Genomic DNA, 22710 nt, shown 5'->3' with positions numbered 1-22710 from the left:
CCCGAATGCGCTTCGCCGTCCGGCCCTCGTTCCGAGCACCGGACGGCTTCGCGTCTAGTCTTGATGCGTCCAGTTCAGCCTGAGGGGCCCTCCGGATCTTCGGTCTCCTACGCTTATGCAGCCTCGGCAATGCCATCCGGCGTTGGCACCGGAAGGTCGCGGTCGGTCTGCTCTGCGCCCCGTCGCGCTGCAGCCGCCTTTTTCGTCTTGCCAGCGCGCGAAGGCGGCTGGCATGCGCCACACACGACGTTGTGCTGCAAGTCGTGACGGTGCGCGACGAATTTGCCGCCACAACGGCAGCAAGGCGTCATCTGCAGAATATCGGCATCAAAAAACCGCACCAGGGTCCATGCACGCGTGAGATCGAGCACCGGCTCGGTCCCGCTGTGCTGGCAGTGTTCCAGGTACAGCCGGAACCCCTTGGTGAGCGCGTCGAGATGCGAGCAACGCGCTTCATTCTTCAGGAACAGGTACGTGTTGTAGAACAGCGAAGCATGAATGTTCGCGAGCCACGTCATGTACCAGTCTGCCGAAAACGGCAACATCCCCTTGGGCGGCGACACGCCGCGGATCTCGCGATACAGGCGGATCATGCGGTCGCGCGAGAGCGACAGCTCGCTCTCCAGCACCTGCATGCGCGCACCCAGCTCGATCAGCGCGATCGCGCGAAAAACTTCCTGTGCGTCTTCGGTGAGGCTGCGCCGGCTCGTCGACATGACGCGTTTCCTCAGGCGAATTGCACAGCGGACTGTCCTGCGAGCAGGATGGCCGCGTGGGTGGCCGCCACGTCGGCATGCCGGGTTGCCTGCGTGAGCGCGGACAGCATGGCATGGTCGTCGAAGCGGAACAAACAAAGGAGCTGGTCGGAAGCGGCCAGCTTCACGATCTGCGCGAGCGACAGACCGGAAAGCAGATCGGCCAGTTCCGACGACAGGCCCAGGCGGAACATACCGACTGGCTTGTCCTCGCGCAGCATGCGCTGCGCGAGCATCAGGTACGACAAGTTAATTTCGCGGATTGAATCCAGCGTCTCGCTGCTGCGGTCCATTTTCTCTTTTCCGAAGCCCCGATTAACCCCCCGGCGTTGATCGCCGTTGTAACTTTTTGGTCCTTGGTCGGCCGCTCTTTGGTGGCGGTCCTGACTCTTTGATACAACACGTTACAACTCGTAACATGTTGGAGCGAATTGTATGAGTAGAGATCCCAGAAATCAATCCCTTCTGCAAAAAATAATCTACTTGTTACAAATATTTTCGGTAATTTTTTCTGGTTGACGGATGCCCAGATTGCAAGGTAGCCCGAGCGCCCTTATGGGACGGGCAATTCCCGGTAAGTAGCCGTAACATAAGGGCTTTCCGAGGCAGGGATACACTATGCAGGGTGAATTGCGAAAGGCGTTTTTGTGACTTTTTATTGACGGCTTAATTGAATGAGGTGGTTGTAGCCGGTAATAAATTCTTGTTGCAAATACCACTCACAGGAGCGCCAATTTGTAACAGTCGTTTCGACCCTGTGTAACTGTTTCTATCTAAATGTGACAAACGGTGCTCCGGGCTGTCGGCGCGACTTTGTAACACCATCAGATTACGCGGCCAAGTCAATCGCACGATCCAGTCCGTTTGCCGACGCCGCCGTGGGAGGGCGGGGCGCTCAGGTGAGCATGGGCACGGCTTCGATCAGCGCGAAGCCGACCAGCGCACCTACGACCGCGCCCAGCAGCCTCGGATGCCATTTGTCGAGATGTAACGCGCTGATCAGCGCACCCAGGAATATTGCGCCCAGCAGGGCAAAGGCGACGAGCAGATACGCGATCTCAAAGTCGTTGTTGATGGCCATGATGCCTCCTGTCCCTGAGGAGTTGCTGCCCGTGTCCCAGCACAAGCCGGGCAACACGGGCCCTTACTGTTATTTTATATCACGACATGATATAAATAGTGTAACGGTAACGATCGGCAGCTTGGGCTCGGAGAGAGCACGAGGGGAAGCCAGGGAGGAGCGAGATGGGCGCGTTCAGCCGCATTCTGTTGTGTTACGACGCCACGCGGGAAGGGCGCCGCGCGCTGCGCGAGGGCAAGGATCTGGCGCTCGAATGCAAGGCGCAGACGCATCTGCTCGCCGTGCTCGACCAGTCGCCGCTGCAGTGGGGCACTGACGTGGCGTCCGCGGTGCCCTTTGAAGCTGCGGAGGCGGCCGCGAAGGAGATTCTCGAAGACGGCGTGGCGCGCCTGAAGGCGCTCGGGCTGGAGGCAACGGGGAATTTTGCCGTGGGCCGGGCGATCGACGAGATTGCGCGTGCGAGCGCGTCGTTCAACGCCGACCTCATCGTGCTGGCCCATCACCGCAGAGGCCCGTTCAAGCGCTGGTGGGAGGGCCGGGACGACCGCAAGCTGCTCGACCGGGTGTCGTGCAGCGTGCTCGTGGTGACGGCGCCGGAGGCCGCCGAAGCGGCGGCCGCCTGAGCCCGGTGCGCCCCGGGTGCATCCTGGGTGTCCTTATGAGTGCGCGTGCATCCCGGCGGACGACGCCTGCTTGTCGCCGAAGATCGGTGCGCGCTTGACCTCGGTGATATAGAGCAGGATCAGCGAGACCCATACGACGCCATAGAGCAGCATGAAGCAGCTCGAGCGGATCTTGAGCAGGTCGAGCAGCACGCCGAACAGGATCGGCAGCAGGAAGCCGCCCAGCCCGCCCGCGAGGCCGACGACGCCAGTCACGACGCCCATGTTGGTGGGAAAGTCGTCGGCAACATACTTGAAGGTCGAGGCCATGCCGAACGCCAGCACGCCGCCCAGCACGAACGTGAGCGCGACAAAGCCCGCGAGCGGCATGCTGATGTGCAGCGTCTCGGTGCCGTTGATGGTGTGAATCACGAAGTCCGTGGCCGGATACGAGAGAAAGAAAAGGCAGATCCACGCGACCCACAAGCCCCACCACGTGACGCTATGCGCGCCAAGCTTGTCGGCGAGCACGCCGCCCACCGCGCGCAGCACCGACCCCGGCAGCGAGAAACCCGCCGCAAACGCGGAAGCCACCACCAGCGACATGCCGTACTCCGCCTTCAGATATTGAGGAATCCACAGCGAAAGCGCCGTGAACCCGCCAAACGTGATCGAGTAGTACTGGCACAGGCGCCAGACGCGGGAGTCGCCGAGCACTTTGAACGCGTCGAGCCACGAGCCGTTAGCCTTGCCGGCCCCAGGATCGCGCGCGGAGCCAAGCCAGAAGATCACGGCGGTCACGAGCAGCGCGATCGCATAAACGCGCGGCACGAAGCGCCAGCCATAGAGCTTGGTGAGTTCCGGCGTCACGAACAGATTGACCGCGGCGCCCACCGTGCCCGCACCGAAAAAGCCCATCGCGAAGCCGCGTTGCTTCGGCGGAAAGAAGCGCGCGACATAGGGCGTGCCCACCGCGAACGAGGCGCCCACGCAGCCGAGAAAAAGGCCGATGACGAGAAATTGCCAGTACTCGTCCGCAAAACTGACGATATAGACGGGCACCGCGCAGACCACGAGCAGGATCGTCATGACGATGCGGCCGCCGAAACGGTCGGTCCAGGTGCCCAGCGGCAGCCGCATCACGGCGCCGGTTAGTACGGGGGTGGCTGTGAGCAGGCCGAACTCGGTGCTGTTGAGCTTGAGTTCCTCGCGCAAGCCCACGCCAAGCACGCCGAACATCATCCACACCACGAAGCAGACCAGGAATGCGAGCGTGCTCACGAGCAGCACGGACCACGCTTTGGCGTCCGCCACGGTGGGTACGGCGTCGGCCTGGGCCGGTTCGCGGACTGGAGTGTTGCGCAGATTCATGACGTTTTCCTTGGTTGCCTGGGTTGTGCGGATCACTGAACCAGCGGACTCGTCGCCGCTTCGACGGCGGCATTTTCGAGTGTGGCTTCCGAAGCCAGAATCGCTACGTATTGCTGAATGGCTTTGTGGCGCACCCGCTCCGCGAGAAAGCGCGCGATGTCGTCGGCGGCGTCCTCGAACGCAACCGGCTCGCCGGCCACGCGCCGTTCGATACGCACGAGATGAAAGCCGAAGCGCGTGCGCACGAGGCGCGGCAGCAGGCCCTCGTCGGGATGGTCGAACAGCGCGCTTTCGAACTCGGGTACGGTGTCGCCGCGCATCAACTGGCCGAGGCTGCCGCCCACGCCGGCCGAGGGGCAATTCGAAAGTTCGCGGGCGCGCGCCTCGAAGGTCTCCGGCGCGCTGAGCAGCGCGTTGAGCGTCTCCTCGGCCTTGTGGCGCAGCAGCGCAAGCGGCACGCGGTCCGTCACGGCGAAGAGAATATGGCTCGCATAAACGATCTCGTTGCGTATGAAACGCGTGGGGTGCTGCTCGTAGAAGCGCCGGCAGTCCTCGGGCGTCGGCTCCGGTGTGCGCAGCTCTTGCGCGAGCAGCGCGTCGAGCGTGTCGTCTTCGAGCGGGCCCTCTGTGTCGATCAGCGCGAGCTGGGCTGCGCGCTGGCGCAGCAACTCGCGCACCACCAGCGCCCGGCGCGCCGCAAGCTGCGGGTCGGGATCGTCGGCGTGATGGCGGCTTTCTTCGGCGATCGCCGGCAGATCGATTTCGATATGGTTCACGCGAGCGGGCGCGTTAGTTTCGGCGCCCGCTACGCTTTGCGAATCGGCGTTCATGCACAGGTCTCCTTGATGTTTCAGCGCTTGCGCACGAGCTGGTAAGGACGCAGCAGATAGGCCACCGAGGCGATGCCGCTCCAGATGTGCACCATGCGCGTGAACGGCGAAACGAGGAAGATCGTGAAGCCGAGCGCAATGTGCGTCTGGTAGACGAGCGGCACGCCGTCGAGGAGGCCCGCGATGTTGCCGCGGAACGTCACGACGCCCTTCACGTAGTCGGTGAGCTGCTCGAACATCGCGCCGTCCATGTGGCTCGCGGAGAGCACGACGGTGCCGAGCCCCAGCGCGAGTTGCACCCACAGCATCAGCACGATGACGATGTCCCACGTCTTGCTGTTGTGGCGGATGCGCGAGTCGGAGAGGCGCCGCGCGATCAGCATCGTGAGTCCGATGATGGCGAAGAAGCCCGCCGTGCCGCCCGCGACCATCGCGAGCAACTGGTGCATGGACGCCGAGATGAACGGCGCCACGAGCCAGTGCGGTGCGAGAAAGCCCACGAAATGGCCCATTACCACGACGAGGATGCCCCAGTGGAAGAGATTGCTGCCGATGCGCAGCGCGCCGCGCCTTAGTAGTTGCGACGAGTCGCTCTTCCATGTGTATTGCTCGCGGTCGAACCGTACGAGCGAGCCGAACAGCAGCACCGCCAGACAGATGTACGGATAGATGCCGAACAGGAACTGATGGAAATATTGGCCCATGACTGCTCCTTGCTGAATGCGCGGGGTACTGCGTGGTGTACTGATCCGGGTACTGGGTGCTCGCGTGCGTTTTTTTAGCGCGGCGGACGGCGCGCATGGAACGCCACGGGCGCCACCGCCGGTGGCGTGTTGCCCATGAAACGCACGGGCTCCTCGCTCCAGGCGGCGTCGAGCGCATCGAGATCCTGGCTGTCGTGCGGCGCGTTCGCGTCGTCGTCGTGCGCCGCTTGGGGCAGCGCTGCTTCGATGTCACTCGCGGTGTTGCCCGCGAGCGCGAGCACCGCGCCCGTCACATACGCGTAGTGGCTGTTGCGGCGGCTCAGTTCGGCCGTGATCGCCTGCAAGATTGCGAGGGTCTCGCCGAGCAGCGTGCGCGCCTCGCCGGCTTCGAGTATCGAGAGATATTCGAGGAACACCGGCAGATAGTCGGGCAACTGCTCGGGGCCGAGCAGCAGCCCGTGGCCCTCGTACATCTGCTTCAGGTCGATCATGGCCTGGCCGCGCTCGCGCGACTCGCCGTGCACATGCTCGAACAGATGCAGCGAGGTGGCGCGCCCGCGGTCGAACAGCGCGACATAGTTCTCCTGCAGCGAGAGCAGGTCGCGCGAGCCGATGTAGTCGAGAAAGCGCAGCAGGTGCTCGCGCGTTTCGCCGCGCAGGGCGCGCTCGGCGCGCACGAGCTCGCGTGCTTCATCGAGCGCGCCAATCAGCGCATCGGTCGGATATTCGAGGCACGCGGCCAGCAGCCGGAACGTGAGGCTATTGGGGGGGCGGGGCGCAAACATTCAGATCTCCTGAATCGGAATCCGGCGCTGGCCGGCTTTCGGGGCAAACAGACTGGCCTCGCTGCGGCCGTCCGAGCAGCCGTTGCCGAACGTGAAGCCGCAACCCGAGCGCAGATCGAAGGCGTCTTCTGCGTATTCGCGGTGCGTCGTGGGAATCACGAAGCGGTCCTCGTAATTCGCGATCGCGAGATAGCGGTACATCTCCTCGACCTGATGCAGCGAAAGCCCCGCTTGATCGAGCACCTGGGTGGCATCCACGCGGTCCACGTGACGCGCGCGCATGAACGCGCGCATCGCGAGCATGCGTTCGAGCGCGACCTTCACGGGCTGCTCGTCGCCGGCGGTCAGCAGATTCGCCAGATAGCGCAGCGGAATGCGCAGCGACTCCACGTCGGGCAGATAGCCGTTCATGCCCAGGTCGCCGCTGTTCGCGGCCGAGTTGATGGGAGAAAGCGGCGGCACGTACCAGACCATCGGCAGCGTGCGGTATTCAGGGTGCAGCGGGAATGCGATGCGCCAGTCGATCGCCATCTTGTAGACGGGCGAGCGCTGCGCGCCGTCGATCCACGCTTGCGGAACGCCGTCGCGCGCGGCCTGCTCGATCACGGCCGGATCGAACGGATCGAGGAACACGTCGAGCTGCGCCTGATAGAGGTCTTTCTCGTCGGCCACGCTCGCGGCTTTTTCGATGCGGTCGGCGTCGTAGAGCAGCACGCCCAGATAGCGGATGCGCCCCACGCAGGTTTCCGAGCACACCGTGGGCTGTCCCGCCTCGATACGCGGATAGCAGAAGATGCACTTCTCGGCCTTGCCGCTCTTCCAGTTGTAGTAGATCTTCTTGTACGGGCAGCCGGACACGCACATGCGCCAGCCGCGGCACTTGTCCTGGTCGATCAGCACGATGCCGTCTTCCTCGCGCTTGTAGATCGAGCCGGACGGGCAGGCGGCCACGCACGCCGGGTTGAGGCAGTGCTCGCACAGGCGCGGCAGGTACATCATGAAGGTATTCTCGAACTCGCCGTAGATGTCCTTCTGCACGTTCTCGAAGTTATAGTCCTTCGAACGCTTCTCGAACTCGCCGCCGAGAATTTCTTCCCAGTTAGGACCCCACTCGATTTTCTCCATGCGCTCGCCGCTCACGAGCGAGCGCGGCCGCGCAACCGGCGTCGCCTTCGTGTTGCCCGCTTCCTGCAGATGCGCGTAATCGAAGGTGAAGGGCTCGTAGTAGTCGTCGATCTCGGGCAGATGCGGGTTGGCGAAGATCTTCGAGAGCAGGCGCCATTTGCCGCCGAGGCGCGGCTCGATCTTGCCGTCGGCCTTGCGCACCCAGCCGCCGCGCCACTTCTCCTGGTTCTCCCATTCCTTCGGATAGCCGATACCCGGCTTGGTTTCGACATTGTTGAACCAGGCGTATTCCATGCCCTCGCGGCTCGTCCAGACGTTCTTGCAGGTGACCGAGCAAGTATGGCAACCGATGCACTTGTCGAGGTTCAACACCATCGCAATCTGTGCGCGCACCTTCATGACGTTTCTCCTTCGCGGACGGCGGGGGGCAGGTTGCCAACGGGCGTTTCTTCGCTGTCGAGCCAGTCGACCTTCTTCATCTTGCGCACGAGCAGGAACTCATCGCGGTTCGAGCCGACCGTGCCGTAGTAATTGAAGCCGTAGGCCAGTTGCGCGTAGCCGCCGATCATGTGCGTGGGCTTGACCGAAATGCGCGTGACCGAGTTGTGAATGCCGCCGCGCGTGCCGGTGATTTCCGATCCCGGCGTGTTCACGATCTTCTCCTGCGCGTGGTACATCATCACCATGCCGCGCGGAATGCGCTGGCTCACCACGGCGCGCGCGCACAGCGCGCCGTTCGAGTTGAAGCACTCGATCCAGTCGTTGTCGACCACGCCGATCTGCGCGGCATCCTTCTCCGAGATCCAGACGATCGGCCCGCCGCGCGAGAGCGTGAGCATGAGCAGATTGTCCGTGTAGGTGCTGTGAATCCCCCACTTCTGGTGCGGCGTGATGAAGTTGAGCGCGATCTCGGGGTTGCCGTTCGAGCGCGTGCCTTCCATGTGCGCGTAGCTGCCCGTGTCGATGGGCGGCTTGTACACGCACAGCGCCTCGCCGAACGCGCGCATCCATTCGTGGTCCTGATAAAGCTGCTGTCTGCCGCTCAGCGTGCGCCACGGGATCAGCTCGTGCACGTTGGTATAGCCCGCGTTGTACGACACATGCTCGGACTCGATGCCGCTCCACGTGGGCGACGAGATGATCTTGCGCGGCTGGGACTGGATGTCGCGAAAGCGGATCTTTTCGTCGGCGCGCGCCTCGGCCAGATGCTCGTGCTCGATGCCGGTGATCTTGCTGAGCGCTTCCCATGCCTTCACCGCCACTTCGCCATTGGTTTCCGGCGCGAGCGAGAGGATCGTTTCGGCTGCGTCGATCGCAGTCTCGATGCGCGGCCGGCCCGCGGCGTCGCCGAACCGTGGCTCATCTGCGTGACGATAGTTGAGGGCGCCGAGCGCCTTCACTTCGGTCTCGGTGTTCCAGCTGATGCCTTTGCCGCCGTTGCCGAGCTTGTCCATCAGCGGGCCGAGCGAGGTGAAGCGGTGATAGGTCTCGGGATAGTTCCGCTCGATCACGGCGACTGTGGGCATGGTCTTGCCCGGCACTGGCTCGCATTGGCCGCGCTTCCAGTCGGCCACGCCGAAGGGCTGCGCGAGCTCGCCCGGCGCGTCGTGCGCAATGGGCGAGAGCACCACGTCGCGCTCGCGGCCCAGGTGCCCCACGCTCAGCTCAGAAAAACGCTTCGCGATGCCCTTGAAAATTTCCCAGTCGCTCTTCGCCTGCCAGGCGGGGTCGACAGCGGCGGAGAGCGGGTGAATGAACGGGTGCATGTCGGACGTATTCATGTCGTCCTTCTCGTACCACGTGGCCGTGGGCAGCACGACGTCCGAGTACATGCAGGTGGTGGACATGCGGAAGTCCAGCGTGCAGAGCAGGTCGAGCTTGCCGCTCGGCGCCTCTTCGTGCCAGACGACTTCTTCAGGACGCGCCGCGCCGTTCTTCGCCACTTCCTCGCCCTGCACGCCGTTGGTGGTGCCGAGCAAATGCTTGAGAAAGTACTCGTGCCCCTTGCCCGACGAGCCGAGCAGATTGGAGCGCCATACGAACATGTTGCGCGGGAACGAGGTGGGATTGTCGGGGTCCTCGCAGGCGAGCTTGAGGCTGCCGTCCTTGAGCTTGCCCGCCACCGCCGCGCCCGCCTGTGCGGCGTCGCCGATCGTGCGCCCGAGTTCGAGCGGGTTGCACGCGAGTTGCGGCGCCGAGGGCAGCCAGCCCATGCGTTCGGCGCGCACGTTGTAATCGATGGGGGTGCCGTGATACGCCTGTTTGTCCGCGAGCGGCGAGAGCAGGTCGGTGGGGTTCATCGGGTCGTAGCGCCACTGGTCGGTGTGCGCGTAGAAGAACGACGTCGCGTTCATCTGGCGCGGCGGGCGGCTCCAGTCGAGCCCGAACGCCAGCGCGGTCCAGCCCGTTTGCGGGCGCAGCTTCTCCTGGCCGACGTAATGCGACCAGCCGCCGCCCGACTGGCCCACGCACCCGCACATCACCAGCATGTTGATGATGGCGCGGTACGCCATGTCCATGTGATACCAGTGGTTGATGCCCGCGCCGATGATCACCATCGACTTGCCTTGGGTCTTGTCCGCGTTTTCCGCGAACTGGCGCGCGACGTTGATCACGTCCGCGCGCTTCACGCCCGTGATCGCTTCTTGCCAGGCGGGCGTGTAGGGCACGTCGTCGTCGTAGCCGTGCGCGACGTCCTTGCCGCCGAGACCCTGATCGAGGCCATAGTTCGCAATGAAGAGATCGTAGACGGTGGCCACGAGCCGCTCGCCTTCGCGCGTGGCCACGCGGCGCACGCCGATGCGGCGGCTCAGCACCGACTGGTGATCGGTATGCGAGTAGTGCGCATGCGCGACGTTGCCGAAGTACGGGAACGCCACGTCCACCACGTCGTCGTGGGCCGCGACGAGCGAGAGCGCTGGCTCGAGCGGCGCGCCCCCGGCGTTTTCCTCGCGCAGATTCCACTTGCCGAGGTCGCCGCCTTCCTGCTGGCCCCAGCGGAAGCCCGCCGAGCCCAGCGGCACCGCGAACGCGCCGTTCGCGGAATCGATCACGACGGTTTTCCAGTCGGGATTATTGGCCTGGCCTAGCGAATCGGCGAAATCGGAGGCGCGCAGGTAGCGCTCGGGCACGTACTGGCCGTCGCGCTCGGTGAGCGTGACGAGGCACGACATGTCGGTGAAGCGGCGGCAGTAGTCGGCGAAATACGCGCTCTTGCCCGCGAGGTGATATTCCTTGAGGATCACATGGCCCATCGCGAGCGCGAGAGCGGCGTCGGTGCCCTGCTTGGGATGCAGCCAGATGTCGCCGAACTTCGCGCCTTCGGCATAGTCGGGGAAGATCGACACGATCTTCGCGCCGCGATAGCGCGCCTCCACCATGAAGTGTGCGTCGGGCGTGCGCGTTTGCGGCACGTTCGAGCCCCACAGCATGATGAACGAGGAGTTGTACCAGTCGGCCGATTCCGGCACGTCGGTCTGCTCGCCCCACGTTTGCGGCGAGGCGGGCGGCAGATCGCAATACCAGTCGTAGAACGAGAGGCACACGCCGCCGAGCAGCGAGAGATAGCGCGAGCCCGCCGCATACGAGACCATCGACATGGCGGGAATGGGCGAGAAGCCGATCACGCGGTCCGGGCCGTGGCGCTTGACCGTATGCACGTTGGCGGCGGCGATGAGCTCGGTCACCTCGCTCCAGTCGGCGCGCACGAAGCCGCCGAGGCCGCGCCGCGTCTGGTAGCTCTTGCGCGCTTCTTCGTCGTCGACGATCGCGGCCCACGCGTCCACGGGCGAGAGCGTGCGGCGCTTTTCGCGCCACAGCTTCACGAGCGCGCTGCGCACGAGCGGATATTTCAGGCGGTTCGCGCTATAGAGATACCACGAGTACGATGCGCCGCGCGAACAGCCGCGCGGCTCGTGGTTGGGCATGTCGGGGCGCGTGCGCGGGTAATCGGTCTGCTGCGTTTCCCACGCGACAATGCCGCCCTTCACATAGATTTTCCATGAGCACGAGCCCGTGCAATTGACGCCGTGCGTGGAGCGCACGATTTTATCGTGCGCCCAGCGCGTGCGATAAGCATCTTCCCACTTTCGGTCTTCATCGGTAACGGCACCGTGACCGTCCGCGAATTGCGCTCTGGCAGTAGTGAAGTAACGCAGGCGATCGAGAAAATGACTCATGGTATCTCCAGCTACTGTTTCGGGGACAGGGGTGATTTAAGGGGAAGGCCGAAAATAAGTAAAGGCCCGGACATGAAATAAATACCCTGGGAGCCATGCATTTACGCGCCGCGCATGTAATGCGACTTGAACGAATGCCAACCCCTTTGCGCCATTGTGCATGAGGCGGAATGCGGATGTTTTCTGAGTGTCCGCCCCGATTAGGCGCTCGATTGGATAATCTGAAACGTTAGAAATCGTTTGTTATATTTTTCCGCGGGGTTAATGGGATGTTTACCCGATGTATGGCATAAATTACGTATATGCGTTAATCGCGGTTAAGCGACCTTTTCGCTGTTGGTGAATGCGGAGAAAATCCGGATCGGCGCTTTGCTTAATGGTCGAATCGAAGCGGCACGCAGTGTATGGAGCGCGCGTCAAAATGATTGCGCGCGCAACATTTGTGCGGTTTGTGCATCGGCGGGAAAGAACGCTTCGATCGCGAGCTCGGATAGCGTGATATCGACGGGCGTGCCGAATACGGTGGTCGTGCTGTAGAACGACAGCTCGCCGAGCGCGGTCCGGATGCGCAGCGGCACCGCGATGAGGTGTTGAACCGGCTCAGTGTCGGCGGCAGACGCATGCGGTGGTGCGGGATAGGCAGCCAGCTCGTCGTGGAGCGCGACGAGGACCGGGTCGGCGCTCGCTTCAATCTGCCGTTGCAGGCGTGCGAGCAGATGCGCGCGCCAGGCATGCCAGTTGACGATGCGCGGCGCCACGCCCTCGGGATGCAGCGAAAGGCGCAGCGCATTCACGGGCGCGGCCGGCAGCGTGGGTGAGGCGTCGCCGACGAGCGGCGCGAGCGCGGCGTTGGCTGCCACGATGTTCCAGTGCCGGTCGACCGCGAGCGCCGGGTAGGGCTCGTGGCCACGCAGCACCAGCTCGACGGCTTCGCGCGCCGCCGCGAGTTGCGGGTCGTCGAGCGCGCGCTCGCGGTAGAGCGGCGCGTAACCCGCCGCGACGAGCAGTGCGTTGCGCTCGCGCAGCGGCACGTCAAGGCGCTCGGCCAGATGCATGACCATCTCGCGGCTCGGCAGCGAGCGGCCCGATTCCACGAAACTCAGGTGCCGCGTGGAGATCTCCGCTTCATTTGCGAGCAGCATCTGGCTCATGCGGCGGCGCAACCGCCATTCGCGCAACAGTTCGCCCACGCTGCGGCGTGTCGAGCCGCTGGCCGGTTGCACGATGGAGGGCGCCACGAAGGCGTTCGCGGGCGTGTTCATGGCGCCGATTCTAGCGAAACCGCGCGTTCGATCGATTACCCGTGAGGTAATCATCGGCCTGCGCGGCCTGCGCTTCGCCGGAGCCGCCGCGGCGGGCGGGGACGCCCAGGCGGGGTGTCATAAGCAATCCGCGCGAAAAAATGTTTGCGACGTTCGCGCAGGATGCTTATCGCTGTCCGCGCGTTTCGCCTAGAATTCATATCTCACAATTTGTTCGATGGCATGGCGAGGAGATAGCCATGAGGGAAACGGTGGTTGCTTATCTGCTGGGTCCGGCCGTGATGGTGGTGGTGTGCGCGGCCATGTGGGCCATGTCGCGCCACAGCCGGGGCGTGCTCGAAGAGCGCGTGACGCGCTGGCTCAATGCACACCGCGGACACGGCATGCGTCACAAGCATTGAGCGTGCCAGCAAGCCGGTCTCTGAAGTCAAGCGTGCGCGGGTAAACGCGTATCATGCGCCCGGCAGGCGGGACATCGGGTATCAGATAGCTGGCAGTGCGAATCAATATCCCGACCGCCACCGCTGGCTGCACAGCCGCCGGCGCCCGCCTTCCGGGTGCGGCTCAGCCCGGCGGACGCAAGCCTGCGGGCCGCTGATATGCGCGTAATCCATTAGGTAGGGAACTGTAGGATAGGGCCGGTGTCACTGCCATATTGCATATCGGAGCCCTCCATGACACGTCCCGCAGATTCCCTGATCATCTTCATCGCCCGTATTGCGCTCGCGATCCTGTTTTTGTGGGGCGGTGCCATGAAGCTTTTGGGGTATGCGGGGTTCATCGCTTATCTGCATGCGCACGGCGTGCCCTATGCGCAATTCACGGCGCCGGTCGCCACGGCGGTGGAACTGCTTGGCGGGCTCGCGCTCGTGTTCGGTGTGCGCACGCGTTTCGTGGCGTTCGTGCTGGCCGTCTATGCGCTCGTCACGGCCGTTCTCGGGCATGATTTCTGGAACGTCACCGAGGCCGCGCTGCAACAGGACGCGGTCGTGCACTTCTGGAAAAACATCGCGATCGCCGGCGGATTCTTGCTGCTCACGGTCACGGGCGCGGGACGTGCTTCCATTGATGGATTGCGTGCGCCGCGCGGCGGGTTGCGGGGCTGAACGCCCGCGTAGTGCATCGGGATAGCGCGCTCATGCGGCGCGGCACGCCGACAACAAACAAGACCACTGAGAAACCTGGGAGCCGGCTGTGATTGAAAACTTCGATTTCAACGTGGGGGGCAAGGCTGGGCGGTTCTGCGCAAGCCTTGCCGAGGACGGCACGCACCGCGTGCTGATCAGCGCCGCCGATACGGCGAAGACGCTGGTGATACTCGACGCCTCGGGGCTGATCGGCACGCTCAAGGCCGAACTCGAGGAGCCGGATCGGCTGATTGCGCATGCCATTCGCAAAGCGCAAACCGATGGACTGATCGAACGTGCACTGAGCACGGGCTCGATTCAGGAAGCGTCGCTTTAGCCGAATCCGAATTCGAGTCCGCTCTGCGGGCGCTGCGCGGAGCCCGGGCAAGGGCCGGGCGGCGGTGCCCGCGAATCCGATCCCCGGGATTGCGGCACAGCCTCGTTATCGTTCGCGCCTCATTCGTATGCGCGTTTTCCCTGGCGCGACGCTTTCGTGCGCGCCGCGTCCGTGGCGGCCTGGGCCGGATGTGTCGGATGTGCCTGGTGTGCCAGATGCGCAGCATCCGCGCGCATGTTCCAGGCGAGCCAGGCCGCAACCAGCAGGAGCGCCGCCGAGATGGCCGTATCCGCGTGCAGGCCGCTCACGACCTCAGCCGCCGCCCCGCCGCCCGTGAGCGCGCCGAACGCCGCTACGCCCACCGCGCCGCCCGCCTGGCGCGCGGTATTGAGCAGCGCCGATGCCGTGCCCGCGCGCGCCGGCTCGACCGAGGCCAGCACTGTCGTCGTCATGGCCGGCACCGCGAGCCCCATGCCAGCTGGAATCAGCAGAAACGCCGCGAGCAGCGCGATGAGCGGCGTGTTCGCATCGACGGGGATCAGCAGCGCATAGCCGAGCCCCGCAACGAGCGCGCCGCCGATCATCGGCAAGCGCGTGCCGTAACGGGCGACCACATGTCCGCTCGCGATATTGGAGAGCAGGAAGCCGCCAGTGAGCGGGATGAAGGTGAGCCCGGCCTGCAACGGCGACTGGCCGCGCGCGTGCTGCAAAAAGAGCGCGAGCACGAACACCGTGCCGTAGTAGGTCAGATTCACGCATACGCCGAACAGCACGGCCGCGCTGAAGGTGCGGTTGCGCAGCATGGCGAGCGGCAGCATGGGGGCTTCGATGCGCGCTTCGAGCGCGACAAATGCCGCGCCTGCCGCGAGGGCCAGCACGAAACCGCCCCATACGGCCCAGTGCGCGAAGCCGAGCGGCCGGCATTCGATCACCGCGCCCGTGAACGCCGTGAGCGCAATGACGGCGAGCAACTGGCCGCGCACGTCGAGGCTGCGCGGGCGTTGTGCGGGTGTGTCGGCGGAGGTTGCCGCCTGGGGCGCGGCCTCGCTCGCGGACTGGCTGGCGTCCCGGCTTGCGGCTTGGCTTGCGGATGCAGCGCCCGCGCGGCGCGACGCGGGAATCCACATCAGCGTGGCAGCGAGGCCCGCCGCGCAGAGCGGTAGATTGACGAGAAAGATGCTGCGCCAGCCAAACGCGGCGATCAGCAGGCCCCCGGCGATCGGCCCGGCGGCGATGGAGACCGCGCCGGCAGCGGTCCAGAGACCCACGGCGCGGGCGCGCAGCGTGCGTTCGTGGCGGCAGGCCTCGTTCAGGAGCGCGAGCGAGTTGGGCAGCATGGCGGCCGCGCCCGCGCCTTGCAGCGCCCGGGCGGCGATCAGCAAGACCGGATTGGCCGCGATCCCGCAGGCCAGCGAGGCGAGCGCGAACACGACGAGGCCGGCCGCGTACATGCGACGCGCGCCGTAGCGGTCGCCGAGCACGCCGCCCGAGAGCATCAGCACGGCGAAGGCGAGCGTATAGGCATCGACGATCCATTGCAGCCGGGCGACGTTCGCGTGGAGGTCGGTGGCGATGCGCGCCAGCGCGATATTGACGATGGTGACGTCGAGCTGCGTCACGACGAAGCCCACGCTCACGGTCGCCACGATGCGCGCGAGCGCGGGCGTGAAGTGCACGGGGTGGTCGGGCCGCGACGAAGTCGGGGAGGGCGAAGAGTCAGGTGGCGTGTTCATGCGACGTATCTTAGGACGCTGGCCGCGACGACGTTTCAGCGCGACGTGAAAGGTCGAAGCATGTCGCCGCGCCCGACGGCGCTCGCCCTCGTTCTGACCTCATGACTGTCAGGCCTACCCGCCGACGCAGCAGGAATTGTCCTTCCTTCGTCGCAATTCAGAGTCCTCTTATGGGCGGCCTTTGCACATCTCCACAGAATTGCACCCGCTTTGTTCGGATAAGGGAGGTTCTATGCGTATCGCGATTCTTCAGCGCGACGACGTTCAGCGCGGGCTGATCGAGCGCACGCTCGCACAATGCGGTCATGCGTGCATGCCATTCAGCGACGGGATCACGCTCGCCAAGGCACTGGCCGCTTCGACCGTCGACATGCTGGTGCTCGACTGGCAGGGCTCGCGGCTCTCGGGTACGGAACTGCTGAAGATGGTGCGCGCCGTGAACGGCAATCAGATTCCGGTGCTGTTTGCCTCCGAGGACGACTCGGACGAAAGCGTGGTGCGCGCGTTCTCGGTGGGCGCGGACGATTACGTCAGCCTGCCGGTTTGCCCGTCGGTGTTTCGCGCGCGCGTGAACGCGCTGCTGCGGCGTGCCTTTCCCGATCGTTACGACAACGTGGTGCTCGAAGCCGGTCCGTATCACTTCGACATGCACCGCCAGAGCGTCACCGTGCACGGCAAGGCCGTCGAACTCTCGGGCACGCAGTATCGGCTGGCCTCGCTGTTCTTCGCGAACGTCGGCCGCGTGCTCTCGCGCGACCATATTTACGCGATGGTCTGGGGGCGTGAGCTGCACACGCTCACGCGCACCATCGACAGTCACGTCTCTCGCCTGCGCGTGCTGCTCGAGATCGAGGAGCACAACGGCTTTCGCTTGCAGCCCGTCTACAAGAGCGGCTACCGGCTGTTGCGCTTGCAGGATGAGTCGATCTCGCTCGAGCGCGCGGCGGCGTGACGTTGCGTCGTCTCGTGGTTCTTGCCGGCGGCACGCATGGTAGCGTGCCGCCGTTTTGCTATTTCTGGTCCGCAGTCCTGGCTTCTGTGTTCGATGCGGTGTTCGATGCGGTGTTCGATGCGCGGTGCATGGACGCTCGCGCGCGTTAGCGCAGCGGTATCAGCGTGCGATGCCGAGCCCCTGCAGTACCGCGTTGCCTTCCGACGTCAGGCGGATCTGCGCGGCGCCCGCAGCGGCGTCGCCAGGCACCTGCTCGACGAGACCCGCTTCCTGGAGCGTAGTGATCTCGGGCTTGGCGCTCGCGTCGATGGGGGCATGCAGCAGCAACAGCAGTGTGGCGAGTTCGTGATGGCTCAGCAGACGTCGCAGCATGGTGCGCTTTGCGGGCTTGGCTTGTTGTGCTTCGGTTGCTGCCTGCTTCTTCGATCCTGTCCAGTTCACTGGCACCTCCTGCAGCGTTTCTTCCGGGGTGACGCGATGATGCGGACGAAGACTTAAGCGATTCTTAAAACCCGCCGTGGAAATGTGTCGCCGTACTGCACGGCGTTACGCACCGTAATTGTTCGTAAGCGTGTTTGTAAGTCCGTTCGTAAGCACGTTCATAAGCGGGCTTGCGCCGGTGGCGTTCAAGGCCGCTTGCATGTTCATTTACAGATGGAAAAACGGATGGCGTGGAGGTGTTGGCTCAGGGCGCACAGGTCTTGCTGGCGCCTTCGATCCAGAGATTCGCTGCGTGACGCTTGCCGGCGTAGAAGCGATAGGTGGTCGTGCCGTTGTCGGTGCGAATCTTGATGACGTTCGAATCGCCGAAGTCGAGCATTTCGCCCTGCGGCAGTGCGCTTGTCTGGAAGCTCGCGCCGTGCTGGGACGCTTGCGCGGTCAGGCACGAGACGATGTCCTGAACCGACCGGCTGGTCGTGGAATCGATGACGGGTTGACCGGAATCCGGATTGCCCTGAAACCAGGCGCAGGCGCCGAGGCTGAGCGAAAGGGCGAGGGGCGCGGCAAGCTTCTTCATATTTCTCCTGTGTCGACCGGAGTTAGCGCTTTAGCGGTTACTCCGGTCCCATGCAAGGCTCTCGACCGGAGTGAGTGGTCGCAAACACGGCCGCAAACACGGTCGCAAACGGCAAGCAACCGGGGATTATAAGGGCAGCACGTCGCGTGCCGGTGCGCGGGTTGGCGGCCGCCATCTGCGCGCCATACACGCGACATACAGTGGAAACACGACTAGTAATACAACAGGAAATGTGCGGAACCGCACGCACAACGCGGGCACGCGTGTTGCGGGCACACGACTGACGCCGCCGCAACGCGACACAGCCGCACACGAATCACCCAGCCGAGATAGACTATCTCTGCGGTGTACTCCGCAATCTGACGCGACGTCAGGGAGAATAACCATGAGCCGCCCGTCGGTCCGTTTTCCTCTTCCTGCCACCCATGCCCGTTCAGTCTGGCGGTGGATCAAGTGGGGTTTCTTCGTCGCGATTCTGGTTGCCATCGCCATCGTGGTGCGCATCGTGCAGATCGAAATCGACACGTCGAGACTTCAGGCGCGCTACTTCTCCGAGCTTACGCGCGACGTCGGTTTTGCGGTCGAGCCCGGAGAGAGTCACACGATCCGCTTTCCCACGACGAATGGCCCTTACGACGTGCGGCTCGGCTACGCGCAGCTACCTGCGTTTACCGAGCGGCTCGAAAAGCGCGGCTTCGCGGTCGCCGCGCAGGCGCGCGATTCGGCGCGGATGATTTCGCTCGCCGACGAAGGCCTTTTCCTGCCCTATGAGGAAAAGGACCAGGCCGGCATCGTGCTGCGCGACGCGAACGGCGCGACGCTGTTTCATACGCGCTATCCGCAGCGTGCCTACGAGAGCTTCGAAGCCGTGCCGCCGCTCGTGCGCGATTCGCTGCTCTTCATCGAAGACAAATACCTGCTCGCCGCCGATCAGCCCAACCGCAATCCGGCCATCGACTGGGGGCGCTTTAGCCGCGCACTCGTCGATCAGGGCGCGAGGCTCGTGAACAAGCACCAGCACACGCCGGGCGGCAGCACGCTCGCCACGCAGATCGAGAAGTTCCGCCACTCCTCGGGCGGGCGCACCGCCACGCCGCCGGAGAAGCTGCGCCAGATCGCGTCGGCCTCGGTGCGCGCCTATCTCGACGGCCCGCAGACGATGCCCGCGCGCCAGCAGATCCTCGTGCACTACCTGAATTCCGTGCCGCTCTCCGCGAAGGCGGGCGTGGGCGAGGTCAATGGCATCGGCGACGGTCTCGCGGCCTGGTACGGACGCGACTTCCGCGACGTCAACCGCATCCTGCGCGAGCCCATTTCGAGCGCGACGCTCGACGAGCAGGCGCTCGCGTTCCGCCAGGTGCTCTCGCTCCTGATCGCCCAGCGTGCGCCCTCGTATTTCCTGCAGAAAAACAACGACGCCCTGGCGAAGCTCACCGACAGTTATCTACGCCTGCTCGGCGGCGGCGGCGTGATCTCGCCCGCGCTGCGCGACGCCGCGCTCGCGGCGAAACTCACGCTCGACCGCTCGAAGTCCGTGCCTCGCGCGCCGGTCTCCTATGTCGAACGCAAGGCGGTGCTCACGATGCGCACGCAACTGATGCAGGTGCTCGGCCTGAAGACGATCTACGATCTCGACCGCCTCGATCTTTCGGCACGCTCCACGCTCGATGACGCCGTGCAGCAGGCCGTGAGCGACCGCCTCGCCGATGCGGCGACCAAGGACGGCGCGCGCGCGGCGGGGCTCGTGGGCTTCAATATGCTCAAGCCCGCCGACGATCCGTCGAAGATCGCTTATAGCTTCACGCTGTTCGAGCGGCGCGGCGGCGAAAATCTCGTGCGTGTGCAGACCGATAGCGTGAACGAGCCGTTCGACATCAATTCCGGGGCGCGCCTGAATCTCGGCTCGACCGCGAAGCTGCGCACGCTCATTACGTATTTGCAGATCGTGAGCGCGCTGCACACGAAATACGCCGGCGAGGACGCGAAGACGCTGCGCGCGACGATCCCGCAGATCGACCCGAGCGATGCACTCACGCGCTGGGCGCTCGACTACCTCTCGAAGACGCCCGATCGCTCGCTGTCCGCCATGCTCGAAGCGGCGGTGCAGCGCAAGTATTCGGGGAATCCGGGCGAGACCTTCTACACGGGCGGCGGCGCGCAGAGCTTCAATAATTTCGAGTCGAGCGAAAACGCGCAGATCCTCACTGTGCAGCGTGCGTTCCAGCATTCGGTGAATCTCGTGTTCGTGCGGCTCATGCGCGACATCGTTCACTACGAGATGATCCAGGTTGCGGGGTCGCCCTCGAACTATCTCGACGACCCGGCGGTGCGCAACCGCTACCTCACGCAGTTTGCCGACGGCGAGAGCCAGGTCTACATGAAGCGTTTCTACACGCGCTATGCGGGCAAGAGCAACGACGAGGCGTTGCAGATTCTGCTGCAGCACACGCGCAAGGGCCCGGCGCGGATCGCGACGGTATTGCGCAGCGTGAATCCGAACGGCGACCAGACGTGGTTCAACGGACTGATGCGCGCGCAACTAAAGCACACCAGGTTCCAGTGGCTCGACGACGAAGACCTCGCGAAGTACTACAACAAGTACGCGATTGAAAAATTCAACCTCAACGATCGCGGCTATATCGCGGGCATTCATCCGCTCGAACTGTGGCTGCTGAATTATCTGCACACGCACCCCGAAGCGACGCTTGCGCAGGTCCAGCAGCAAAGCCGCGACGTGCGCCTCTATACCTATAAGTGGCTCTTCAAGACGCGCTATTACGCCACGCAGAACCGGCGCATTCGCCACATGATCGAACTGAAGGCGTATGCCGAGATCGGCAAGTCGTGGCGCGCGCTCGGCTATCCGTTCGACAACATCACGCCATCGTATGGCGCGGCGATCGGTGCGTCGGGCGACCGGCCGTCGGCGCTCGCGTATCTGATCGGCCTCGTCTCCAGCAACGGTGAAAAACGGCCGACGCATAGCTTCGAATCGCTCGACTTCGCGCACGGCACGCCGTATGAAACGCGCTTCGTGCACGCGGCCGCGCAGCCGCAGCCGCTGTTCTCGCCGGAAATCTCGCAGGTGGTGCGCGAGCTGCTGACGTCGGTGGTGGAGGGCGGCACGGCCAAGCGGCTCGCCGACGGCATGGCGTTCCCCGGCGGCAAGACGCTGCCGGTCTACGGCAAGACCGGCACGGGCGATCAACGCTTCAATGTCTATGCGCCGGGTGCGCGCCTCATCGAGTCGCGCAAGGTGAACCGCAGCGCGACGTTCGTGTTCGTTATCGGCGACCGTTTCTACGGCACGCTCACCGCCTGGGTGCACGAGCCGTACGCCGCCCGCTACTCGTTCACGAGTGCGCTGTCCGTACAGTTACTGAAGTCGCTCGCCCCGGTGCTGCAACCGCTGCTGGAGGAGAAGGACACACCGGACGGCAAGCTGAAGGCCGCAACCGACTCACAGGAGATGACGCTGATCGATCAGCAGACGGGCGCGGTGCAGCACGTGAGCGTGCCGCTCGGGCAACTGCGCGCGATAGCGAGCTGGTCCAGCACGGTGCCGGGATTTTATTCGGATGCCGAATCAGTTAAGGCAAGGATGAACGTGAAATGACGTAGCGTCGGGCGGCCAGCTTTGCTGGGCCGCCCGATTCGATATGCTCGCGCTGGCGAGCGAACCTTGCGTTCGATAAAACGCGCCCTTTCCGGGCGCGTTTGTTTTGGTGCAGGCCGAAGCGCTCGCGCTGGCGAGCGTCGCGCCCGGTGCGCCCGCGGCCTGGTTAGCCTCGCTCGATCAATATGAACCTGGCGGCGGCGGGGGCGGCGATCCCGGCGGCGGAGGCGGCAAATAGCGCTGCTGCGGCTGATAGTACGGCTGCTGCGTCTGCATGCGGCCCGCCACGGGAACGCGGTTGCCCGTGCCGTACATGCACTGGAGATACGCGTAGTCGTAGCGGCGCTGGACGTCGTAGGCCGAGCCCTGCGCGTTGCCCATGCCGACGGCGCTGCCCGCGAGCAGGCCGGCGCCCGCGCCGATGGCCGCGCCGTTGCCGCCGCCGAACGCCGCACCGGCGGCGGCGCCGAGCGCCGTGCCGACCACGGCGCTGCCCACGGCGGTATTGCTGGCGGCCTGGTTGGTGGTGGTTCCGCCCACCTGCTGGAAGGCGAACTGACGACAGTTGTAGTCGTCGTTGCGGAACTGGTCGAAGCTCTTGCCGGTGCCCGGCAGGGCCATCACGCTCGGTCCGGACGGGACCACGGCGCATGCGCTCAGGAGGCCCGCAGTGGCGAGCAGCGCGAGATAGATCGGTTTCATGTGCAGCTCGATATGGTCAAATCAGTTCCAAGGCGCCGGTTGGGCCGGCACGGCGCGCCAGCCCGATGAGCATTGCTTCACATACGGGTAGTAGGTCTTCGAGGCGTCGCAGTAGTACCACGTGTCGCTGTTTTCGCCGCCGTCGCTGCCATAGCCACCGTCGCTACCATCGTATCCAGGCGCTTGCGCTTGTGGCTGGCCCTGCTCGATGTATTCGGGCGGCTGCGGGGGCGGCGCGACTATCACGGGCGCGGGCGCATAGTAGTAGGGCGCGGGGGCGACCGGGTAGTAGTAAGGCACGCCGCCGCCGATGAAAACACCCACGCGCGCCGCGTGCGCTGCGCCGCTCGCGCAGGTCAGCGCGGCCATGGCGGCCCCAAGAATCAGTTTCGACCTTCTCACAACGCTCTCCAGAACGGGATTGGGCGGGGGCTCGTGCCGGCCTGGCCTTGCGCGCCCGCGCATTCTGCAACGCTATGACATTGCGACGTTCAATGCAATTACGCGAACACCACTGATTTTTCGAGTTGTT

At 64.5% G+C, this 22710-nt stretch carries 21 protein-coding genes; 6 read left to right on the top strand and 15 right to left on the bottom strand.

The genetic code is table 11. The features are described from left to right. Nucleotides 1-113: 113 nt before the first annotated feature. From flhC to L5014_RS12930, 3 genes are all read right to left on the bottom strand, one after another. The gene (gene flhC / locus L5014_RS12940; protein WP_238464121.1) at nucleotides 114-716 is read right to left on the bottom strand and encodes a flagellar transcriptional regulator FlhC; all 603 of its coding nucleotides are present in this window, start codon (nucleotides 714-716) and stop codon (nucleotides 114-116) included. Nucleotides 717-727: 11 nt separating this feature from the next. Beyond that, entirely contained in the window at nucleotides 728-1048 is a 321-nt protein-coding gene (gene flhD / locus L5014_RS12935) for a flagellar transcriptional regulator FlhD (RefSeq protein WP_238464120.1), read from the bottom strand. Between the two features lie 602 nt (nucleotides 1049-1650). Beyond that, nucleotides 1651-1836, bottom strand: coding sequence for a hypothetical protein (locus L5014_RS12930; protein ID WP_238464119.1), 186 nt, complete (start codon nucleotides 1834-1836; stop codon nucleotides 1651-1653). A gap of 164 nt (nucleotides 1837-2000) precedes the next feature. On the opposite strand from L5014_RS12930, the gene L5014_RS12925 reads away from it, so the two are divergent. Beyond that, nucleotides 2001-2459: a universal stress protein gene (locus L5014_RS12925; protein ID WP_238464118.1), complete on the top strand. Its 459-nt coding sequence runs from the start codon at nucleotides 2001-2003 to the stop codon at nucleotides 2457-2459. Nucleotides 2460-2492: 33 nt separating this feature from the next. On the opposite strand, the gene L5014_RS12920 is transcribed toward L5014_RS12925, so the two are convergent. The 7 genes from L5014_RS12920 to L5014_RS12890 all read right to left on the bottom strand — a co-directional run bounded on the left by L5014_RS12920 (nucleotide 2493) and on the right by L5014_RS12890 (nucleotide 12693). Further along, entirely contained in the window at nucleotides 2493-3809 is a 1317-nt protein-coding gene (locus L5014_RS12920; protein ID WP_238464117.1) for an MFS transporter, read from the bottom strand. Between the two features lie 32 nt (nucleotides 3810-3841). After that, nucleotides 3842-4639, bottom strand: coding sequence for a peptidylprolyl isomerase (locus tag L5014_RS12915; protein WP_238464116.1), 798 nt, complete (start codon nucleotides 4637-4639; stop codon nucleotides 3842-3844). 20 nt (nucleotides 4640-4659) lie between these two features. After that, entirely contained in the window at nucleotides 4660-5343 is a 684-nt protein-coding gene (gene narI, locus L5014_RS12910; protein WP_238464115.1) for a respiratory nitrate reductase subunit gamma, read from the bottom strand. Nucleotides 5344-5417: 74 nt separating this feature from the next. Next, the gene (gene narJ / locus L5014_RS12905) at nucleotides 5418-6128 is read right to left on the bottom strand and encodes a nitrate reductase molybdenum cofactor assembly chaperone (RefSeq protein WP_238464113.1); all 711 of its coding nucleotides are present in this window, start codon (nucleotides 6126-6128) and stop codon (nucleotides 5418-5420) included. Then, nucleotides 6129-7652 (bottom strand): nitrate reductase subunit beta, encoded by a 1524-nt coding sequence (gene narH / locus L5014_RS12900; RefSeq protein ID WP_238464111.1) that lies wholly within the window; start codon nucleotides 7650-7652, stop codon nucleotides 6129-6131. Further along, nucleotides 7649-11431: a nitrate reductase subunit alpha gene (locus tag L5014_RS12895; RefSeq protein ID WP_238464109.1), complete on the bottom strand. Its 3783-nt coding sequence runs from the start codon at nucleotides 11429-11431 to the stop codon at nucleotides 7649-7651. Before L5014_RS12895 ends, narH begins: the two co-directional genes overlap by 4 nt. Nucleotides 11432-11847: 416 nt before the next feature. Continuing rightward, nucleotides 11848-12693 carry a helix-turn-helix domain-containing protein gene (locus L5014_RS12890; protein WP_476638957.1) on the bottom strand — a complete coding sequence of 282 codons (846 nt, stop codon included), beginning with the start codon at nucleotides 12691-12693 and terminating at the stop codon, nucleotides 11848-11850. Between the two features lie 239 nt (nucleotides 12694-12932). On the opposite strand from L5014_RS12890, the gene L5014_RS12885 reads away from it, so the two are divergent. The 3 genes from L5014_RS12885 (at nucleotide 12933) to L5014_RS12875 (ending at nucleotide 14157) form a co-directional block, all read left to right on the top strand. Then, entirely contained in the window at nucleotides 12933-13094 is a 162-nt protein-coding gene (locus L5014_RS12885; RefSeq protein ID WP_238464105.1) for a hypothetical protein, read from the top strand. A gap of 273 nt (nucleotides 13095-13367) precedes the next feature. Continuing rightward, nucleotides 13368-13799 carry a DoxX family protein gene (locus tag L5014_RS12880; protein ID WP_238464103.1) on the top strand — a complete coding sequence of 144 codons (432 nt, stop codon included), beginning with the start codon at nucleotides 13368-13370 and terminating at the stop codon, nucleotides 13797-13799. A gap of 88 nt (nucleotides 13800-13887) precedes the next feature. Continuing rightward, nucleotides 13888-14157, top strand: a complete 270-nt coding sequence (locus L5014_RS12875) for a hypothetical protein (protein WP_238464101.1) — start codon at nucleotides 13888-13890, stop codon at nucleotides 14155-14157. A gap of 119 nt (nucleotides 14158-14276) precedes the next feature. Here the strand turns inward: L5014_RS12875 and L5014_RS12870 are convergent, their stop codons facing one another. Further along, nucleotides 14277-15890 (bottom strand): MFS transporter, encoded by a 1614-nt coding sequence (locus L5014_RS12870; protein WP_238464099.1) that lies wholly within the window; start codon nucleotides 15888-15890, stop codon nucleotides 14277-14279. A gap of 232 nt (nucleotides 15891-16122) precedes the next feature. On the opposite strand from L5014_RS12870, the gene L5014_RS12865 reads away from it, so the two are divergent. Further along, nucleotides 16123-16842, top strand: coding sequence for a response regulator transcription factor (locus tag L5014_RS12865; RefSeq protein WP_238464097.1), 720 nt, complete (start codon nucleotides 16123-16125; stop codon nucleotides 16840-16842). 159 nt (nucleotides 16843-17001) lie between these two features. Here the strand turns inward: L5014_RS12865 and L5014_RS12860 are convergent, their stop codons facing one another. Together L5014_RS12860 and L5014_RS12855 are read right to left on the bottom strand one after the other, a co-directional pair. Next, nucleotides 17002-17214, bottom strand: coding sequence for a hypothetical protein (locus L5014_RS12860; RefSeq protein ID WP_238464228.1), 213 nt, complete (start codon nucleotides 17212-17214; stop codon nucleotides 17002-17004). Nucleotides 17215-17527: 313 nt separating this feature from the next. After that, nucleotides 17528-17860 carry a hypothetical protein gene (locus tag L5014_RS12855; protein WP_238464095.1) on the bottom strand — a complete coding sequence of 111 codons (333 nt, stop codon included), beginning with the start codon at nucleotides 17858-17860 and terminating at the stop codon, nucleotides 17528-17530. A gap of 385 nt (nucleotides 17861-18245) precedes the next feature. Here L5014_RS12855 and L5014_RS12850 point away from each other — a divergent pair, with 385 nt between their 5' ends. Continuing rightward, nucleotides 18246-21476, top strand: coding sequence for a transglycosylase domain-containing protein (locus L5014_RS12850; protein WP_238464093.1), 3231 nt, complete (start codon nucleotides 18246-18248; stop codon nucleotides 21474-21476). A 180-nt stretch (nucleotides 21477-21656) separates the two neighbouring features. Here the strand turns inward: L5014_RS12850 and L5014_RS12845 are convergent, their stop codons facing one another. Both L5014_RS12845 and L5014_RS12840 read right to left on the bottom strand, forming a co-directional pair. After that, nucleotides 21657-22178 (bottom strand): YMGG-like glycine zipper-containing protein, encoded by a 522-nt coding sequence (locus L5014_RS12845; RefSeq protein WP_238464091.1) that lies wholly within the window; start codon nucleotides 22176-22178, stop codon nucleotides 21657-21659. A 21-nt stretch (nucleotides 22179-22199) separates the two neighbouring features. Then, complete coding sequence (locus tag L5014_RS12840; RefSeq protein WP_420800060.1) at nucleotides 22200-22580, bottom strand: hypothetical protein; 381 nt, start codon at nucleotides 22578-22580, stop codon at nucleotides 22200-22202. Nucleotides 22581-22710 lie beyond the last annotated feature (130 nt).

This window comes from Paraburkholderia tagetis (assembly GCF_022213065.1).
In the GTDB taxonomy this organism is placed as follows: Bacteria; Pseudomonadota; Gammaproteobacteria; order Burkholderiales; family Burkholderiaceae; genus Paraburkholderia; species Paraburkholderia tagetis.
This window is presented reverse-complemented; position numbering and strand designations above follow the sequence as displayed.

What these genes read in the sequence shown, in the direction of transcription:
- narI (WP_238464115.1), bottom strand. Translation starts at nt 5,343, where the DNA reads ATGGGCCAATATTTCCATCAGTTCCTGTTCGGCATCTATCCGTACATC.
- narJ (WP_238464113.1), bottom strand. Translation starts at nt 6,128, where the DNA reads ATGTTTGCGCCCCGCCCCCCCAATAGCCTCACGTTCCGGCTGCTGGCC.
- flhD (WP_238464120.1), bottom strand. Translation starts at nt 1,048, where the DNA reads ATGGACCGCAGCAGCGAGACGCTGGATTCAATCCGCGAAATTAACTTG.
- L5014_RS12925 (WP_238464118.1), top strand. Translation starts at nt 2,001, where the DNA reads ATGGGCGCGTTCAGCCGCATTCTGTTGTGTTACGACGCCACGCGGGAA.
- L5014_RS12880 (WP_238464103.1), top strand. Translation starts at nt 13,368, where the DNA reads ATGACACGTCCCGCAGATTCCCTGATCATCTTCATCGCCCGTATTGCG.
- L5014_RS12850 (WP_238464093.1), top strand. Translation starts at nt 18,246, where the DNA reads ATGAGCCGCCCGTCGGTCCGTTTTCCTCTTCCTGCCACCCATGCCCGT.
- L5014_RS12860 (WP_238464228.1), bottom strand. Translation starts at nt 17,214, where the DNA reads ATGCTGCGACGTCTGCTGAGCCATCACGAACTCGCCACACTGCTGTTG.
- L5014_RS12870 (WP_238464099.1), bottom strand. Translation starts at nt 15,890, where the DNA reads ATGAACACGCCACCTGACTCTTCGCCCTCCCCGACTTCGTCGCGGCCC.
- L5014_RS12885 (WP_238464105.1), top strand. Translation starts at nt 12,933, where the DNA reads ATGAGGGAAACGGTGGTTGCTTATCTGCTGGGTCCGGCCGTGATGGTG.
- L5014_RS12855 (WP_238464095.1), bottom strand. Translation starts at nt 17,860, where the DNA reads ATGAAGAAGCTTGCCGCGCCCCTCGCCCTTTCGCTCAGCCTCGGCGCC.
- narH (WP_238464111.1), bottom strand. Translation starts at nt 7,652, where the DNA reads ATGAAGGTGCGCGCACAGATTGCGATGGTGTTGAACCTCGACAAGTGC.
- flhC (WP_238464121.1), bottom strand. Translation starts at nt 716, where the DNA reads ATGTCGACGAGCCGGCGCAGCCTCACCGAAGACGCACAGGAAGTTTTT.
- L5014_RS12845 (WP_238464091.1), bottom strand. Translation starts at nt 22,178, where the DNA reads ATGAAACCGATCTATCTCGCGCTGCTCGCCACTGCGGGCCTCCTGAGC.
- L5014_RS12915 (WP_238464116.1), bottom strand. Translation starts at nt 4,639, where the DNA reads ATGAACGCCGATTCGCAAAGCGTAGCGGGCGCCGAAACTAACGCGCCC.
- L5014_RS12930 (WP_238464119.1), bottom strand. Translation starts at nt 1,836, where the DNA reads ATGGCCATCAACAACGACTTTGAGATCGCGTATCTGCTCGTCGCCTTT.
- L5014_RS12890 (WP_476638957.1), bottom strand. Translation starts at nt 12,693, where the DNA reads ATGAACACGCCCGCGAACGCCTTCGTGGCGCCCTCCATCGTGCAACCG.
- L5014_RS12920 (WP_238464117.1), bottom strand. Translation starts at nt 3,809, where the DNA reads ATGAATCTGCGCAACACTCCAGTCCGCGAACCGGCCCAGGCCGACGCC.
- L5014_RS12895 (WP_238464109.1), bottom strand. Translation starts at nt 11,431, where the DNA reads ATGAGTCATTTTCTCGATCGCCTGCGTTACTTCACTACTGCCAGAGCG.
- L5014_RS12865 (WP_238464097.1), top strand. Translation starts at nt 16,123, where the DNA reads ATGCGTATCGCGATTCTTCAGCGCGACGACGTTCAGCGCGGGCTGATC.